Annotated in this window: 13 protein-coding genes and 1 pseudogene; 11 read left to right on the top strand and 3 right to left on the bottom strand. The window is 72.8% G+C overall.

Annotation, left to right across the window (positions count from 1 at the left end):
• Window positions 1–289 (top strand): annotated as a pseudogene (locus ABD207_RS27815) (hypothetical protein); the annotation flags it as partial.
• 149 nt (window positions 290–438) lie between these two features.
• Here the strand turns inward: ABD207_RS27815 and ABD207_RS27810 are convergent.
• Window positions 439–693 (bottom strand): DUF6332 family protein, encoded by a 255-nt coding sequence (locus ABD207_RS27810; protein WP_344015948.1) that lies wholly within the window; start codon window positions 691–693, stop codon window positions 439–441.
• Between the two features lie 20 nt (window positions 694–713).
• Window positions 714–1,334: a YdeI/OmpD-associated family protein gene (locus ABD207_RS27805; protein WP_344015947.1), complete on the bottom strand. Its 621-nt coding sequence runs from the start codon at window positions 1,332–1,334 to the stop codon at window positions 714–716.
• A 161-nt stretch (window positions 1,335–1,495) separates the two neighbouring features.
• Between ABD207_RS27805 and ABD207_RS27800 the strand changes: the two genes are divergently transcribed.
• The 4 genes from ABD207_RS27800 to ABD207_RS27785 all read left to right on the top strand — a co-directional run bounded on the left by ABD207_RS27800 (window position 1,496) and on the right by ABD207_RS27785 (window position 4,460).
• The gene (locus ABD207_RS27800; protein WP_344015946.1) at window positions 1,496–1,891 is read left to right on the top strand and encodes a cell division protein SepF; all 396 of its coding nucleotides are present in this window, start codon (window positions 1,496–1,498) and stop codon (window positions 1,889–1,891) included.
• 145 nt (window positions 1,892–2,036) lie between these two features.
• Complete coding sequence (locus ABD207_RS27795; protein ID WP_425580847.1) at window positions 2,037–3,320, top strand: AAA family ATPase; 1,284 nt, start codon at window positions 2,037–2,039, stop codon at window positions 3,318–3,320.
• Between the two features lie 130 nt (window positions 3,321–3,450).
• Window positions 3,451–3,777: a nucleotide pyrophosphohydrolase gene (locus ABD207_RS27790; protein WP_344015963.1), complete on the top strand. Its 327-nt coding sequence runs from the start codon at window positions 3,451–3,453 to the stop codon at window positions 3,775–3,777.
• A 212-nt stretch (window positions 3,778–3,989) separates the two neighbouring features.
• A complete protein-coding gene (locus ABD207_RS27785) occupies window positions 3,990–4,460 on the top strand; it encodes a DUF6099 family protein (protein ID WP_344015944.1) in 471 nt (156 codons plus the stop codon).
• A gap of 116 nt (window positions 4,461–4,576) precedes the next feature.
• Here the strand turns inward: ABD207_RS27785 and ABD207_RS27780 are convergent, their stop codons facing one another.
• A complete protein-coding gene (locus tag ABD207_RS27780) occupies window positions 4,577–4,765 on the bottom strand; it encodes a hypothetical protein (protein WP_344015961.1) in 189 nt (62 codons plus the stop codon).
• A 355-nt stretch (window positions 4,766–5,120) separates the two neighbouring features.
• Between ABD207_RS27780 and ABD207_RS27775 the strand changes: the two genes are divergently transcribed.
• The 6 genes from ABD207_RS27775 (at window position 5,121) to fxsT (ending at window position 17,771) form a co-directional block, all read left to right on the top strand.
• A complete protein-coding gene (locus ABD207_RS27775) occupies window positions 5,121–6,044 on the top strand; it encodes an LLM class F420-dependent oxidoreductase (protein WP_344015943.1) in 924 nt (307 codons plus the stop codon).
• Between the two features lie 195 nt (window positions 6,045–6,239).
• Window positions 6,240–7,757, top strand: a complete 1,518-nt coding sequence (locus tag ABD207_RS27770; RefSeq protein WP_344015942.1) for a 3' terminal RNA ribose 2'-O-methyltransferase Hen1 — start codon at window positions 6,240–6,242, stop codon at window positions 7,755–7,757.
• Window positions 7,754–10,300, top strand: a complete 2,547-nt coding sequence (locus ABD207_RS27765) for a polynucleotide kinase-phosphatase (RefSeq protein WP_425580845.1) — start codon at window positions 7,754–7,756, stop codon at window positions 10,298–10,300. Before ABD207_RS27770 ends, ABD207_RS27765 begins: the two co-directional genes overlap by 4 nt.
• A 155-nt stretch (window positions 10,301–10,455) precedes the next feature.
• On the top strand, window positions 10,456–12,000 hold the full coding sequence (locus ABD207_RS27760) for a VMAP-C domain-containing protein (protein ID WP_344015941.1): 1,545 nt from the start codon (window positions 10,456–10,458) through the stop codon (window positions 11,998–12,000).
• A complete protein-coding gene (locus ABD207_RS27755; protein WP_344015940.1) occupies window positions 11,997–13,106 on the top strand; it encodes an AAA family ATPase in 1,110 nt (369 codons plus the stop codon). Before ABD207_RS27760 ends, ABD207_RS27755 begins: the two co-directional genes overlap by 4 nt.
• Window positions 13,107–17,771, top strand: coding sequence for an FxSxx-COOH system tetratricopeptide repeat protein (fxsT, locus tag ABD207_RS27750; RefSeq protein ID WP_425580843.1), 4,665 nt, complete (start codon window positions 13,107–13,109; stop codon window positions 17,769–17,771).
• The last annotated feature ends 19 nt before the right edge of the window (window positions 17,772–17,790 follow it).

Genomic DNA, 17,790 nt, shown 5'->3' with positions numbered 1-17,790 from the left:
TGCCTGGCCCGTCTGCGGCAAGAACCTGTCCAACGCCCCGTACCACGGTGCCGCCGCCGAGGCCCCCAAGGCCGCCGCGGGCCGCCGTATCGTCGCCGTGGTACGCGACGAACACCGGCACGCCTGGATGCGCACGGCACTGGACACGCTCCTCGGCGCCGCTCCGGACACCGTCGTCGTCGAGATGGGCGTACCCCAGTCCGCCCCGCGCGGCGCCCTCCACATCACCACCCACGGCGCGGCCCGCGTCTGCGGCATCGCCGCGGCCGAGGCGATCGTCACCGGCTGACCTGTGACGATCGGTTGATCGGCTGACGGGGGAGCTGACCGGCTGACGGGGGGAGCTGGCCGGCGGAGCCGGTCCGGACGGAGGCTCGGCCGTCCGGCCCGGCTCGGCTGGTTGACTGGGCGAGTCGGCCTCGGCGGGCCGGTCGGCAGTCAGCGGCCCATGCGGCGCTGCGCGTCGAACCGCAGCAGTACCCGTACCAGACGCCACATGCCGGCCGTCGCTCCGAGAAGCCCGCCCGCCACCAGCACGCCCTTCTCCGCCGATCCGGAGAGGCCGAACGCCAGCGTGAAAGCCAGCACGCCGGCGAAGATCACGGCGGCCAGCGCGGCAGCGGTCACCAGGGCGAACACGATCTCCACCGTCATCGCGTCCTTCTCCCACCGCGACTCGCGCCCCATGTCCATGCCGCAAGTCTCACACGGGGTCAGGGATAGATCTTCTCTCCGGCCGTCAGCATCGCCACGAACTTCTCGATGCGGGCCGCCCGGGTCGCGGGGCGCTTGGCGTCCTGGATGCGGTAGAGGATGGCGTAGCGGTTGCGGCTGTCCAGGGAGTCGAAGAAGTCGCGGGCCGACTGCGGCGCCGCGTCCAGGGCGGCCCGCAGGTCGTCGGGAATCGTCGCCCTGCTCGGACCCGCGTACGCCGCCTCCCAGCGCCCGTCCGCCTTGGCCCGCTCCACCTCCAGGAGCCCGGCCTCGCGCATCCGGCCCGCCTCGATCAGCGCGGTCGCCTTCTTCACATTGATCTGCGACCACTTGCTGCGCGGCCGGCGCGGCGTGAACCGCTGCACCCAGTGCGTCTTGTCCAGCTTCTTCTTCTGCCCGTCGATCCACCCGAAGCACAGGGCCGACTCCAGCGCGGTGGCGTAGCCGACGCCGGCGAGTCCCGAGTCCTTCCGTGGAATCTTCACCCACACCCCGGTGGCCTCGGCGTGGTGTTCCTCCAGCCACTTCTCCCAGTCCTCCTGCGTGGCGAAGGCCAGGACCGGTTCACCTGATTCACTCGGTTCACTCGGTTCACTCGCGTCGTACGTTCCACCCGTCATGCCGGTCAGCGAAGCCGATCGCCGGGCCGAGGTCAACGCTTCGCCGGACCTTTCGGTCACGGGGTCCTGCCCGTTGGCGGAGCGTGTCGGTGGTGGGCCGAACGGGTGACCATGCGTAAGAATTGCCCGATGCAGACACTCAGGACGACCGAGGACGGAGCATGCCGGTGAACAGGCACGATGTCACCGACGAACAGTGGGAGGGGCTCGCCCAGGTCGTTCCGCTGCGGGGCCGGGACGCCTGGCCGTCCGCGGTCGACCACCGGTCCGTGCCGGAGGCCGAGACGGAGGCGCGGCGCCGCTTCGTCGTTCTGCGTGTCAATGTGTTCGCGGACGCCCGCGACGTCGCCGAGACGCTGATGGCCGGCGTCCCGGTCCTGCTCGATCTGACCGGCGCGGAGACCGAGGTCGCCAAGCGCGTCCTGGACTTCAGCACGGGCGTGGTCTTCGGGCTGGCGAGCGGGATGCACCGGGTCGACCGCAACGTCTTCCTGCTGACCCCGGCGGGCACGGAGGTCACCGGGCTGATGGAGGGGGTCGGGGTTCCCGGGGCGTGAGCGGACGTGAGGGGCGTCGGGAGCCTGGAGCGGGCGTGCGGGATGGCAGGGGGCGCGAGCGGGTGAGCGGGTCGCCCACCCGTTCGTAGGAAGGAGGCATCAGCGGAACGGTTCGCCCGGCCGCCGGCGGTCTAGCGTCCGGCGCATGACCGTGTCTTCGTCCCCTTCTGTTCCGCGCTCCGGTCGGGCGTCCGTCACGTCCGGTGGACCGGTGGTGGATCCGGCAGCTCCGGTTCCTGCCAGTGCCGTGGTGAATCCGGCAGCTCCGGTTCCTGCCAGTGCCTCTGTTCCCGCTCCTGCGGCGCCCGTGGCGCGGCCGCTGCGGCCGTATGTCAGCGAGTTGGTGCTGACCGCGTTCGCCCGGCACCGGCGGACCGAAGTGCGGCTCGGGACGCTGACGCTGCTCGCCGGACCCAGCGGGAGCGGGAAGAGCAGTGCGCTGCGGGCGTACGAGGCGCTGGCGCGCCTCGCGGGCGGGGCCGAGCTGGGGGAGGTCTTCCGCGAGCCGGGGGCCTGGGTGCCCGAGGGGGCGCGGCCCGATGCGCAGGGGCGGCGGGGGTTCCGGATCGGGTGTGCGGCCGACGGGCCGGAGGGGCCGGTGCGGCTCGAGGTCGCCGTGCAGGCCGAGCCCGAGCTGCGGATCGTGGGGGAGCGGCTCACCGCCGACGGGGTGGTCCTGCTGGGTTCCGCGCTGCGCGACCCGCGCCGCCGGGTCGTGCAGGCGGCCTGGCACACGGCAGGTGCGGAGGTCACCCGGGGGCTGCTGCCCGACGACCGGCTGGGCACCGCGCTGCTGCCGCTGCGCGTCGCCGGGACGACGCCGGGGCAGCGCAGAGTGCTGGCCGCCGCCGAGCAGATGCTGGTGGCGCTGCGCTCCGTCTTCGCCTGCGATCCCCGGCCCGACCGCATGGGCGAGCCCGTGCCCGTCGGCACCGGCCGTCTCCTCGGCGGCTGCGATAATCTCGCCGCCGTGCTGGCCCGGACCCGTGTCGAGTGCGGGCGGCGGCACGGGCTGCTCGTCGACGCCCTGCGGGAGGGGTGCGCGGGTCCGGTCGCCGATCTGCTCGCCGAGCCGTGCGGAGACGGACGTGTCCGCGCCCTGCTCGACCGCGGCAACGGCATCCGCACCGGCATCGAGCGGCTCGGCGACGGCGAGCTGCGCCATCTCGCCCTCGCGCTGGTGCTGCTCACCGGCCCCGGCGTGCTGGAGGTCGACGCGGCCGGCGAGGTCCCGGACGCCCTGCAGACCCTCACCGTGCTGGCGGACAACTTCGACCGCGGCCTCGATCCCGCCCAGCGGGCCGCCCTGCTGGAGCTGGCGGTGCGGATGTGCGCCCGCGGGCACATCCGGCTCGTTGGCGCGGTGAGCGAGGCGTCCTGGGCGGCGGGGGTGGACGGGGTGACGGTGGTACACCTGGACCGTGACTGATCACCGCGACCCCACGGATTCTACGGACCTCACGGACCCTACGGACCCCAGGGACCCTTCGGACCCCACGGAACCCAAGACACCCACGGACCGCACGTCCGGGAGCAGCCCGGCGCCCGGCCTCGCCGAACTGCAGCAGCGGCTGGCCGAGTTCGCCGCCGCTCGGCGCTGGCAGCCCTACCACACGCCGAAGAACCTGGCCTCCGCGCTCAGCGTGGAGGCCGCCGAACTCCTCGAGATCTTCCAGTGGTCGACGCCCGAGGAGTCGGCCCGGGTGATGGACGACCCGGACACCGCGCACCGCGTCACCGACGAGGTCGCCGATGTGCTGGCGTACCTCCTCCAGCTGTGCGAAGTACTCGGCATCGATCCGCTGGCCGCGCTGGCGGCGAAGATCGAGCGGAACGAGCACCGGTTCCCGGCGAGGCCCGCTCCCGGCGAGCCGCCGCGGCCGTAGTCGCCTTCTCCGCGCCGTAGCCGCCCCCGAGTGTGGGGAGGTGAACGCTCCGTTTGTACTCTCCGTAGCTGAATCGGCCGTCGAGTTCGAATTGTTGTCCGCTAATTTCCGTCTTCCTCTGGCTTTTTGTCTCAGGTGACCTCACTCTGGGTAGTGGACAAGGGAGTTCGGGTGGACGCGTGGGCAGCGCGTCGGACAGACGGGGGCAGCGCATGGATGCTGTGCGGCTCATCGTGACGAGCAGAAGAGCGCTGGCCGCGAGCGGCGGCGCTCCGGAGTTGCTGACCGAGGTGTGGCAGGCGCAGGCGCTCGCGCAGGCGGTGGGCAGCCGTCTCGCCGTCGCCGGCCCACCCGAACTACGCGGCGAGGCACTGGGGCTGACCGAGCTGGCGGGCCGTGGCTGCGGAGTCCTGGACACCCCCGTGATCGCCCCCGGTGAGCTGCGGGCGGCGCAGCTCACCGAGCTGGGCGACGCCCGCCAGTCCCTGACCGACCTGGGCGGGCTGCTCGGCGAGGTCGGCATGGCCCTGGTCGGCCTCGCCTGCGCGGCGGACGACGAGGCGACCTACTGGCAGTGCATGGAGGCCATCGACGCGGCGGACGAGTCCCGCGACCGCGTCCTGGAGATGCTGCGCAAACTCGCCGACCGCGACCAGTCCTTACCGGAGCGGGAGGCGGGGTAACACCCTTCCCTGGCCGGGAGTCCGCCGACAACCGCTCGCCGGGACCGGCGCCTCGCGCAACGACGGCCGTTCATCGGCCAGTTGCGGCAGAAGGCCCCCAGGCCCCCAGGCCCCCATCAGCCCACCGGCCCCGCGCCGCCCTCCTCCTCGGTGCCGCCCCGGCGGCCCACGGCCGCCGTCCGCAGATCCGCGTTCAGTGCCGACAAGTCCGCCTTCAGCGCGGCCATCAACTCCTCCATCTGCTGAAGCAGACCCCTCGGCTGCGCCGAGCCGTCAGTAGCTTGCAGCGGACCTCCACCATGCAGTGAGCCTCCGTCCTGCAGCGGACCTCCACCAGGCGGTGAGCCTGCGTCCGGCACCCCGCTCGGCAGCGAGCCTCCGCTCTGCAGCGGCCCCCCCGTCCTGCAGCGGCCCTCCGTCCTGCAGCGGCCCTCCGTCCTCCAGCGGTCCGGTCTCCTCCGGCGATCCGGTCTCCAACGGCATATCGGCCTCCTCGGCCCCGGCCCCGTCGGGAGCCGGCACGGTGACGCACCGGGCGTTCCCCGACCGGTGCCGGTGCCGGGTGTTCGGCTCCGTGCGGGCAACGATCTTCCTCCTGCCTCGGTCACTGGAAGCGGTCATATCAATCGGCTCAACCGACCGACCGTGCAGGATGGATGCATGGATCTGCGCATCTTCACCGAGCCCCAGCAGGGCGCCGGCTACGACACGCTCCTGACCGTCGCCAAGGCCACCGAGGACCTCGGATTCGACGGCTTCTTCCGCTCCGACCACTACCTGAAGATGGGCTCCGTCGACGGCCTGCCCGGCCCCACCGACGCCTGGATCACACTGGCCGGACTCGCCAGGGAGACCCGCCGCATCCGGCTCGGCACCCTGATGACCGCCGCGACCTTCCGCCTCCCCGGCGTCCTCGCCGTCCAGGTCGCGCAGGTCGACCAGATGTCCGGCGGCCGGGTCGAACTCGGCCTGGGCGCGGGCTGGTTCGAGGAGGAGCACAGGGCGTACGGAATCCCCTTCCCCAAGGAGAGGCTCGCCCGTCTCGAGGAGCAGCTGGAGATCATCACCGGGCTGTGGGCCACCCAGACCGGCAGCACCTACGACTTCCACGGCACCTACTACGACCTCACCGGCTGCCCCGCGCTCCCCAAGCCCGCCCAGGCCAGACTCCCCATTCTCGTCGGCGGCAAGGGCCCCCGCCGCACCCCGAGGATCGCCGCCCGGTACGCAGACGAGTACAACCTCTCCTTCTTCTCGCCCGAGGACAGCGCGACCCAGTTCGGCCGGGTGCGGGAGGCCGCACAGAAGGAGGGCCGGAACCCGGACGAGATCCTCTGCTCCAACCTCCTGGTGGTCTGCGTCGGCAAGGACGAGCACCAACTCGCCCGGCGGGCCGCCGCCATCGGCCGCGAGGTCGACGAGCTGCGGGCCAACGGACTGGCGGGCACCCCGGCCGAGGTCGTCGAGAAGATCGGCCGCTACCAGGAGGCCGGCTCCCGCCGGATCTACCTCCAGGTGCTCGACCTCACCGACCTCGACCACCTGGAACTGATCGCCTCCGAGGTCCAGTCCCAGCTGTCGTAGCAGCCCTCCAGCCCCGGTTTCCGGGGCGAGCCCGGCGCCGCCGGCGCCCCCGAACCACCGAAGAAGCACCGAAGAAGCACCGAAGAAGCAGCGAAAAATCCCGAAGAGACCCGGCCACCGGGCCGGTACGGTGATCGGACGCGTTGGATCCCCGCGTGTCTCAGCAGTTCAGAAGGTGTTTCGAGGTGTAACCACGTGTTCCTTTCGATCAGTACCACCGGCGGCCCCGAGCGCCCCGCGACCGATCTCGGCTTCCTGCTGCACAAGCACCCCGAGAAGGCGCAGTCGCGCTCGACCTCCTACGGCAGGGCGCACATCCTCTACCCGGAGGCGGACGCCGAGCGCTGCACAGCGGCGCTGCTGCTGGAGGTGGACCCGGTGGCACTGGTCCGGCGCGGCAAGGGCAAGGGCCGCGGCGGCGCACCCGACGCCGCACTCGCGCAGTACGTCAACGACCGCCCGTACGCGGCCTCCTCGCTGCTCGCCGTCGCCCTGAGCACGGTGTTCTCCAGCGCGATGCGCGGGGTGTGCGCCGCCCGCCCGGAGCTGCCCGGGCAGCCGCGTCCGCTGCGCATCGAGGTGCCCGCGCTGCCCGCCCGCGGCGGCCCGGACCTGGTGCGCCGGCTGTTCGAGCCGCTCGGCTGGACGGTCGACGCCGAACCCGTCCCGCTGGACACGCAGTTCCCCGAGTGGGGCGACTCGCGCTACGTGCGGCTCGTGCTGGAGGCGGACACCCTCACCGTCGCCGAGGCGCTGCGCCACCTGTATGTGCTGCTTCCGGTCCTGGACGACGCCAAGCACTACTGGGTCTCCGCCGACGAGGTGGACAAGCTGCTGCGGGCCGGTGAGGGCTGGCTGCCCGCGCACCCGGAGCAGCAGCTGATCACCAGCCGCTATCTCTCCCGGCGCTGGTCGCTGACCCGTCAGGCGCGGGAGCGCCTTGAGCTGGTGCGGCTCGCCGAGGCCGACGACAGCGAGGTCGACGAGATCGACAACGCGGTGGAGGCGGAGAGCGAGTCGGAGGAGAAGCCGACTCCGCTTGCGGTGCAGCGTCGGGACGCCATCACGGCCGCGCTGCGGGCCGCCGGTGCGTCCCGGGTGCTCGATCTGGGGTGCGGCGAGGGCCAGTTGGTGCGGGAGCTGCTGCGCGACCCTGCGTTCACCGAGATCGTCGGTGTCGATGTGTCGACCCGTGCGCTCGCCATCGCCTCCCGGCGGCTGAAGCTGGACCGCATGGGGGAGCGGCAGGCTGCCCGGGTCAAGCTGCTGCAGGGCTCCCTCGCGTACACCGACCGCCGGCTCGCGGGCTATGACGCGGCCGTGCTGAGCGAGGTGATCGAGCACGTCGATCTGCCGCGGCTGCCCGCGCTGGTGTACGCCGTGTTCGGTGCCGCCCGTCCCCGCACCGTCGTCGTGACCACGCCGAACGTCGAGTACAACGTGCGCTGGGAGAGCCTGCCGGCCGGGCATGTCCGGCACCGCGACCACCGCTTCGAGTGGAACCGTGCGCAGTTCCGCGCCTGGGCCGAGGAGGTGGCCGCACGGCACGGCTACCGCGTGGCGTTCCAGCCCGTGGGGCCGGACGACCCCGAGGTCGGGCCGCCCACCCAGATGGCCGTGTTCACCGCCGGGACCGAGCAGAACGACAAGAACAGCGACAAGAACACCGAGAAGAACACCGAGAAGAACGAGAAGGAGGCGAAGGCCGCATGATCACCGAGACCCGGGCGCAGGGCCGCACCCTGTCCGTCACCGATCTGTCCCTGGTCGTGCTGGTCGGCGCCTCCGGCTCCGGCAAGTCCACCTTCGCCCGGCGCCACTTCAAGCCCACCGAGGTCATCTCCTCCGACTTCTGCCGGGGCCTGGTCGCCGACGACGAGAACGACCAGAGCGCCACCCGGGACGCCTTCGACGTCCTGCACTACATCGCGGGCAAGCGCCTCGCCGCCGGACGCCGCACCGTCATCGACGCCACCAGCGTCCAGTCCGAGGCGCGCGGCAAGCTGATCGACCTGGCGCGCGAGCACGACGTACTGCCGATAGCCATCGTGCTCGACGTGCCCGAGGAGGTGTGCGCCGAGCGCAACGCCGCCCGCTCCGACCGGGCCGACATGCCCCGCCGGGTCATCCGGCGCCACACCCGCGAGTTGCGGCGCTCCCTGCGGCACCTGGAGCGGGAGGGCTTCCGCAAGGTGCATGTGCTGCGCGGCGTGGAGGAGATCGAGAACGCCACGGTCGTCACCGAGAAGCGGTACAACGACCTCACCCACCTCACCGGCCCGTTCGACATCATCGGCGACATCCACGGCTGCTCGAGCGAACTGGAGGCGCTGCTCGGCAAGCTGGGCTACGTCGACGGAGCACACCCCGAGGGCCGCACCGCGGTGTTCGTCGGCGACCTGGTCGACCGCGGCCCGGACAGCCCCGGTGTGCTGCGCCGGGTGATGGGCATGGTCAAGTCCGGCAACGCGCTGTGCGTGCCCGGCAACCACGAGAACAAGTTCGGCCGCTGTCTGCGGGGCCGCAAGGTCCAGCTCACCCACGGACTCGCCGAGACCGTCGCCCAGATGGAGGGCGAGAGCGAGGAGTTCAAGCAGGAGGTACGGGAGTTCATCGACGGCCTGGTCAGCCACTACGTCCTCGACGGCGGCCGCCTTGTGGTCTGCCACGCCGGTCTGCCGGAGAAGTACCACGGCCGCACCTCCGGCCGGGTGCGCAGCCACGCCCTGTACGGCGACACCACCGGCGAGACCGACGAGTTCGGCCTGCCGGTGCGCTACCCGTGGGCGGAGGACTACCGCGGGCGGGCCGCCGTCGTCTACGGGCACACCCCGGTGCCGGAGGCGACCTGGCTGAACAACACCATCTGCCTGGACACCGGCGCCGTCTTCGGCGGCAAGCTCACCGCGCTGCGCTGGCCGGAGCGGGAGATCGTCGACGTGCCGGCCGAGCGCGTCTGGTACGAGCCGGCGAAGCCGCTGCGCACCGAGGCGCCCGGCGGGCGCGAGGGACGCCCGCTGGACCTTTCCGATGTGCACGGCCGCCGGGTCGTCGAGACCCGGCACCAGGGCCGCATCACCATCCGCGAGGAGAACGCGGCCGCCGCGCTGGAGGTGATGAGCCGCTTCGCGATCGACCCGCGCCTGCTGCCGTACCTGCCGCCCACCATGGCGCCCACGGCCACCTCGCAGCTCGAGGGCTACCTGGAGCACCCCGCCGAGGCGTTCGCCCAGTACGCGGCGGACGGAGTGGAGCGGGTGGTGTGCGAGGAGAAGCACATGGGCTCGCGCGCGGTGGCCCTGGTGTGCCGGGACGCGGAGACCGCCCGTGAGCGGTTCGGTGCGGACGGCGTGACCGGTTCGCTGTACACGCGCACCGGCCGCCCGTTCTTCGACGACCCGTCCGTCACCGAGGAGATCCTCGGCCGGCTGCGCGCCGCCGTCACCGAGGCGGGCCTGTGGGAGGAACTCGGCACCGACTGGCTGCTGCTGGACGCCGAGCTGATGCCGTGGTCGCTGAAGGCGAGCGGCCTGCTGCGCTCCCAGTACGCGGCCGTGGGCGCCGCGTCCGGCGCCGCCCTCCCGCCCGCGCTGGCCGCCCTGGAGGCGGCAGCGGCGAGGGGCGTGGACGTCGGGGAGCTGCTGGGCCGCCAGCGGGAGCGGGCCGAGGCCGCCTCCGCGTTCACCGAGGCCTACCGCCGCTACTGCTGGACCACCGACGGCCTGGACGGGGTGCGGCTCGCCCCGTTCCAGCTGCTGGCCGTCCAGGGCCGCAGCCTGGCCGCGCTGCCGCACGACGAGCAGCTGGCGCTGATCGACCGGCTGGTCGAGCACGACAACTCCGGGCTGCTCCAGACCACCCGCCGGCTGTATGTCGACACCGGGGACCCGGAGTCGGTGCGGGCCGGCACCGACTGGTGGCTGGAGATCACCGGGCGCGGCGGCGAGGGCATGGTAGTCAAGCCGGTCGGCGCGCTGGTGCGCAACACGGAGGGCCGGCTGGTGCAGCCCGGCATCAAGTGCCGGGGCCGCGAGTACCTGCGGATCATCTACGGCCCCGAGTACACCCGCCCGGAGAACCTCGCGCGGCTGCGCGGCCGCTTCCTGAACCACAAGCGGTCGCTGGCGATCCGCGAGTACGCGCTCGGCCTGGAGGCGCTGGACCGCCTCGCCGAGGGCGAGCCGCTGTGGCGGGTGCACGAAGCGGTGTTCGGTGTGCTCGCACTGGAGTCCGAGCCCGTCGATCCGCGGTTGTAGCACAAGAGGCGCATGAATCCGGCCGAGTCGCCCGCGCGGGGGACTTCGGCCGGACTTCCCGCCCCGGGGCCTCACCCGTCCCTGGTTAACCGTCAGTTGCCGTGCTAACTTCGCAGGTCGGTCAGGCAGGCGAACCGACTCATGGGGGACAGTCGGTGGAGAACGGCGAGGGACTCGGCGGACCCGGGGGCGGGGCGTCGCGCAAGCGAGGTCTGGAACTGCTGTTACGACTCACCGACGCCCTGTGCGATCTGGTCTGCATGGCGGACGCGCAGAGCCGCGCCCAGTTCGCCACCGTGCTCGGCGAACAGCTGGGCCGCACCATCGACGTGCGCGGCCTGAGACTCCGTGAGGACGCGGTGAACATGGTGCGCGCCGCGCTGAACGTCCCGGGCGGAGAACGCGTACTGGTGAGAGTGGTCGAGCTCTACGAGGGGACCGCGCCGGCCGACGAGCTGGGCCGGCTGATCGCCCCCGCCGCACCGCCCCCGGCGGCCACCCTGCCCGGGCCCCTGACCGGGCACGACGTCCGCTCGGCCCGCGCCCTGCTCGCCGACGCCGAACGGGAGGTGCGCCCCGCCCGGTTACGGGAGCGGCTCGCCGCGGAGCTCGGCGGCCTCCATCTGTCCGACGGCCTCACCCCCGACCAGCTGTTCGCGCACGTCCTGGAGTGGAACGCCCAGCCGGACGGACTGCCGCCCGCGGTGATCCTGCTCGACGTCACCGCCCAGCTGATGTCCACGCCCGGGCAGGGCGCCCCGCTGGTCAAATGGGTCGACGGCTGGGCCCAGCGCGCCGGGCTGACGGCCGCCGTGGCCGAGCGGCGCACCGAACGGGCGAGGGCCACGGCCGACCCGGACATCCCCTGCTGCCTGATCGTCGCCGTGGAGCCCGCCCGCGACGGCTCCGGCGAGTACGTGGTGCGCACCTGGCTCAACACCGTCCCCGGCTACTGGGACCCCCAGCCCGGCGAGCCCACCGTCACCACCCTGCCCGGCCTCGGCCAGGCGGTGGAACGCGCGCTGCGGCAGGGCTCCCGCCTGTGGACCACCCCGCCCGGACCCCGTCCGCCCGGCCCCGACCAGCCCACCTTCGTGGAATTCGTGCTGCCCTACGACCTGCTCAATCACGACGTGGCGAGCCTGACCTTCCAGGTCGGCCACGGACGCGCGCTGCCGCTCGGCCTGCGCTACGCGGTCCATCTGCGCAGCCTGGAACGGATGCGCACCGACGACGTGCTGGTCCGGCGGCAGTGGCAGGAGCGGTGGCAGCGGCTGCGCCGGCACGGCGTGGCGGTGCACCGCTGGACCGCCGCCGACGCCCACCGTCCTGACGCCTGGCAGACCGCCCTCGCGGAGGACACCGGGCATACCGCCGTGGTGCTCGACGCGCCCGACGACACGCCCGCGCTGGAGGCGCTCAAGGCCGCGATCGCGGAGGGCATAGCGCTCGCCGTCTGGGACCGCCGGGGAGTCTTCAAGGAGGAGCGGCGCGAGGTGGTCACCGCGGTGTTCGCCTCCGTCCCGTTCGCCGCGCAGATCCCCATGGCGATCCACCGGCTGCGCCGGAAAGCGGTCGGCGAGGAGCAGAGCCCGGAGCTGCTAGGACGTCATATCGCCTTCTTCTGGGACGATCCCACGCGACTGGTCGACATCCACACCGACGACGGCGATCTCGCCAGCGAGGAGACACCGGCATGACCGCGCAGGAGGAGCAGGCGACCGTGTCCCCCGCCCCGGCCCCGGACGGCTGGCGGGTCTTCCACGCCACCGGCATGGCCCCGCAAACCCCGCCGGTCCTGCCCCCGGCCCCGCCCTGGCGCCGCTTCCGCGGCGGCCCGGCCCTGCCCCCGCCGCCCGACGACCCCGAGGCCGCGCTGCGCCGCATCGGCCCCGACGAGCTCACCCCGCAGCTCGGCTCCGACGAGATCGACATCGTCAACGCCGCGCTGCTGCTGCGCCGCCCGCTGCTGATCACCGGGCCGCCCGGAGTCGGCAAGTCCACCCTCGCCCATGTGATCGCCCGGGAACTGGGGCTCGGCCGGGTCCTGGAGTGGAACATCGTCAGCCGGACGACGCTGAAGGACGGCCTGTACAACCACGACGCCATGGGGCGAGCCCAGGCCATCGCCGCCTGGCAGGCCGGGCTGCGCGGCGGCCCGGGAGCTGCCGCCCCCGCGGGCCCGCCCGAGCAGCCCGAGCCCGCTGTCGTATTGAATGAACGTCAACTTCCGCCAGTGCTTGGGGATTTCGTCACCCTCGGGCCACTCGGCACGGCTCTTCTGCCCTACGATCGTCCGCGGGTGCTTCTTGTCGACGAGCTCGACAAGAGCGACATCGACCTGCCCAACGATTTGTTGCACGTGCTGGAGAACGGAAGCTATGACGTCCCGGAGCTGGTCCGCGACGCCGCCGAGGCCGCGAGCGTCCACACCAGCGACCCCGGGGTCCGCGCCGAGGTGCGCCAAGGGCGGGTCGAGTGCCGGGAGTTCCCGGTCGTGGTGATCACCAGCAACGGCGAACGGGAGTTTCCGGCCGCCTTCCGCAGGCGCTGTCTGCCGCTCGAGCTGCGCACGCCCACCCGCGAGCGCCTGCTCGCCATGGTGAAGCGGCACCTGGGGGAGCACCCCGAGGGCACCGAGGAGCTGGTGGACCTGTTCCTCCAGCGGGTCCAGGCGGGCGGCACGCACTCCCTGGATCAGCTACTCAACGCTGTCCAGATCACTACCCTGGGTGGTTTCCAGGTCGACGGCAACGGGCGTAAGCTCGTGGAAATGCTCCTCCGCGACCTCGCGAAGGGCCGCTGAATGAACAACGGCTTTCCCAGGGAGCGCGCATCCGGATCCGGCGGCGGACCAGTGTCGGGGTCGTCGCCTCCTTCGGCGTTCCCCGAACCCGACGGGTACGCGAGCGAGTACCAGAGCCTCCTTCCTCCTGCCCTGCACACGGCCGCCGCCCAGGACGAGGTGCCGCGCTGGCAGGAGGTCGCGGACGCGGTGTGGCTCGCCGCGTACTGGGACCGCCACGGCGGCCCCGCCGCGAACGGGCCGGGAGCCGGGCTGCGCCAGGACGACGGCCCCGTCGCCGCGCGCCCCGGCAGCACCGGGAAAGCCGAGTCCACGAACACCGCAGAAGCCGAGCGCGCCAGGACCGGGGACGCCGAGCCCAGCGCTGAGGAAGCCGAGCACACGTCCCGTCCGCAGGACCCCGCGCCGACGGTCGGAGAGGCGGTCGGCACTCCTGCCCTCGCCGACCTGACCGCACCCGTCCCGGCCACTACGGCCACCGAGCGTGACGGGCGGCCGTCCGACGACCCCTTCGACGGTCCCCGCCGTCCCGTGCCCGACCCCCTGGACGGACTGCCGGGCCCCGCCCCCGAGCGCCCCGGCGGTGGCCTGTTACCCGACCCCGAGGGCTCCGTCACCCTGCACCTCGCCCCGCCGCTGCTGGCCGACGACGCCAACCAGCCGCAGCACGGCCCCGGACGCCGCACCGCCCAGCTGGCCCGCGCCCTGCACCAGCTGCAGCGCCGCGTGTCCTCCCGCGACGCCCACGAGCTCGACGAGGAGGCCACGGCCGAACAGGGCGTCGCCGACGGGCTGTGGCTGCCGTTCCTGCGGCCCGCCCGCACCACCGCCTTCGACCTGGTGCTGCTCGCCGACGACGCGCCCACCATGCGGATCTGGGAGGAGACGGTGGCCCGGCTCGCCGAGGCCGCCGAGCACTCCGGCGCCTTCCGCAGCGTGCGCACCGTCCGGGTCGTCGTCCCGCGCAGCGGCTCGCCCACGCTGCACTGGACCAGCGGCGGCGCCGTCGCCGACCCGGCCGAGCTGATCGACGGCCGCGGCGGACGGGTCTTCCTCGTCGTCACCGACGGACTCGGCCACGGCTGGGCCGCCCCCGCCGCCGACACTCTCCTCGGCCGTCTCGCGCACGCCGGCCCCACCGCCCTGGTCCATCTGCTCCCGCCCCATCTGCGCCACCGCAGCTCCCTCTACCCCCACCCGGCGGTCCTGGAGGCGGGCGGATTCGGCGCGGCCAACGACGCCCTCGGACACTGGGCGCCGCCCGGCGGCCCCGACCCCATGCGCCCCCTGCCCGAGGCCGGCGACGACTCGCTGCCCGTCCCGGTGCTCTCCCTCAAGCCCGCCTCGATCGCCGCCTGGGCCGACCTCGTCACCGGCGACCGCGGAGTACGCCGCTCGCTGCCCGTCGTCCTCGCCGGCACCCTCACCAAGGGCGCCCCCGCCCCCGGACTGCGCGCCCCGCGCTTCCCGCGCGCCGCCGCCGCGGCCGTACGCCGATTCTTCACCCTCGCCACCCCGAAGGCCCGCCGCCTGGCCACCCAACTGGCCGCCATCCCCTTCGAGTTCGAGCTGGTCGAGCAGCTGCGGCGCAGGCTCATGCCCGACACCGGGCCGGACCATGTCGCCGAGATCCTCATGGGCGGGCTCATCGACTGGGACGGCGCCGGCGAAGGGCGCCCAGAGTTCGCGGACGGGGTGCGCGAGGCGCTGCTCGCCGCCACCACCCGCACCCAGCTCGCCCGCACCGTCAGCGTGGTGGGCGACCTGCCGGCCGCCGGCGAGCGGGGCATGGCGCTGCGCGCCGCCCTGCGCGACCCGGTCGGCACCACGCTGCCCGACCCCGCCGAGTCCGGCTGGGTGCGCAGCGAACTCGCCGTGATGCGAGCCCTGTCCGGGCCCTACTCCGAACGTGCGAACCGCATCCATCCCGACCCCTTGGGGCGCATGCCCGAGGGGGCCGAACGGGTGGTGCCCGGTTTGCCCGATAGTGCCCGTCAAGGGATGAATAGTCCAGATTGTGGCTCCCGAGACGATCAAGCAGGGGGTCCAGCGTCCGACCACCCCGACTCCTCTGGAGATCCCTTGCCGACCCCGGTGACCGAGACCCACCCCGAAGCCCCGGAGGCTGAGCAGCTCATGCAGAGCACCACGACCGCAACGCCGGCCCTTCTGGTGAATGTTCCGCTGCGGAACACTTCGTTCGTCGGCCGGCAGGCACTGCTGCGGGCCGTGGAGGAGCAGCTCGGCGCCCAGGACACGGCGGCCGTCCTGCCGCACGCCCTGCACGGGCTCGGCGGCGTCGGCAAATCCCAGCTCGCCCTCGAGTACATCTACACCCACCAGCACGAGTACAGCGTCATCTGCTGGATCCCCGCCGAGCGGGAGAGCCTCATCCTGGCCGCGCTGGCCCACCTCGCCGACGCGCTCGGCGTGGCCCCCGCGGGCCACGACTCCGCGGGCGGCGCCCCCGCCGCCAACGCCGCCGTGCCCGCCGTACTGGAGGCCCTGCGCTCCGGCAGCCCGTACCGCAACTGGCTGCTGGTCTTCGACAACGCCGAGGAAATCGACACGGTGCGCCGCTACTTCCCGGCCAACGGACCCGGCAAGGTCATCGTCACCTCCCGCAACCGGGCCTGGGAACGCGTCGCCACCCCGCTGCCGGTGAACGTCTTCGACCGCGAGGAGTCCATCGAGCTGCTGCAGAAGCGCTCGGCCGACCTGACCAGCGAGGACGCCGACCGGCTCGCCGAGGCCCTCGGCGACCTGCCGCTGGCCATCGAGCAGGCGGGCGCCTGGCGGGCCGTCACCGGCATGCTGGTCGACGAGTACCTCGACCTGCTCGCCCAGCGCAGCCCGGAGATCCTGGAGCTCGACCCGGCCCCCGACTACCCGGTCTCCGTCGCCGCCGCCTGGGACATCTCCCTGGAGCGCATCAAGGAGCGGAACCCCGGTGCCCGGCAGCTGCTCGACATCTGCGCCAGCATGGCGCCCGAGCCCATCCCGCGGTCCATGCTGCGCGGCAGCCGCGGCGTCAACATCACGCCCGAGGTCGACCCGCTGCTGCGCGAGTCCATCAAGCTGAACCGGGCGGTGCGCGACCTGAGCCAGTTCTCCCTGGTGAAGGTCGACCCCAGGTCCGACACCCTGCAGATGCACCGTCTGCTGCAGACGGTGCTCCTCGCCAAACTCGACCGCGAGCAGCACGAGCGCATGCGCGACGCCGCCCACCAGCTGCTGTCGGCGGCCAAGCCCGGCAACTACGCCTCGTCGCTGGAATGGCGCTCCTACCAGATGCTGCTGCCGCACATCCTGGCCTCCCAGGCGGTGACCAGCACCGACACCTATGTGCGCGAGCTGGTGTACGACACCGCCCTGTTCCTGTACTACTGGGGCGACCACGAGGGCGCCGTGGACCTCGCCCGCCAGGCGTACAACGCGTGGCTCGCCGCCTCCGGCGAGGAGGACATCCACGTCATCCGCATCGCCAAGAGCCTGGCCTTCACGCTGCGTCAGGTCGGCCAGATCGCCGAGGCCATCCCGCTGACCGAGAAGGCCCTGGAGGTCTGCCGGCGCAGCGACGACGTCGACGCCGAGGATCTCATCGACTCGCTGTGCGAGATGGCCGACGCCCGCCGCTACCAGGGCCGCTTCGCCGAGGCGCGGGACCTGGGCAAGGAGGCCACGGAGCTGGCCCGCTCGCTGATGGGCCCGGACGACCCGATGACGTTGCGCGCCACCCACAGCTGGGCCGTCGACCTGCGGCTGTGCGGACAGTTCCGCGAGGCGCTGGAGCTGGACCAGGAGAACGCCCGGCTGCGGGAGCTGATGTACGGCCCGGCCAGCTTCTTCACCCTCAACACGCTCAACGGCCTCTCCATCGACATGCGGGAGAGCGGTGACTACCCGGGCGCCCGCGACTTCCAGGAGGACGTCCACCGGCGCGCCCGGACCGCCATGGGCGAGGAACACCCGCTCACCCTGCGCGTGGCCCGCAACCTCGCCGTCTGCCTGCGCCGCGACGGTGCGCTGGACGAGGCGGTGAAGCTCTCCGAGGAGACCCTGCGGCGCTTCCTGTCCCGCTACGGCCCGCTGCACGCCGACTCGCTGGCGTCGGCGCTGAACCTCTCGGTGGACCGCCGGCTCGCCGGGGATCTGGACCGGTCGCTGGAGCAGGGCGAGGACACGGCCCGGCGCTACGCCACCCTGTTCGGCGACGACCACGCGTACACGCTGATGGCGCAGGCGAACGTGGCGTCCACCTTGCGGGCCCTGGGCCGGCTGGACCAGGCCCACGACATCGAGGAGGAGGTGGCCGGCCGGCTGAGCACCACCCTGGGCGCCGGACACGTGACCACGCTCACCGTGGCCCTCGGCCAGGCCAGCACGGCGTACGCGCAGCTGGACTTCGACCGGGCGCACGAGATCGACTCGGCGAATCTGCCGCGGCTGGAGGAGATCACCGGGGAGGAGCACCCGCTGACCTTCGCCTGCCGGGCGAACCTCTCGCTGGATCTGCGGGGGCTCGGACGGGGCGTGGAGGCGGACGAGGCGCAGCGCACGGCGGTGGAGGGCTTCACCCGGGTGGTCCGGCCCGACCACCCGTGGCTGGTGGCGGCCCGTCACCGCCGCCGTATCGACGTCGACATGGCGCCGATGCCGCTGTAGGGGCGTCGGGCAGCGACGA

Source organism: Streptomyces thermospinosisporus, from assembly GCF_039526425.1.
In the GTDB taxonomy this organism is placed as follows: domain Bacteria; phylum Actinomycetota; class Actinomycetes; order Streptomycetales; family Streptomycetaceae; genus Streptomyces; species Streptomyces thermocarboxydovorans.
This window is presented reverse-complemented; position numbering and strand designations above follow the sequence as displayed.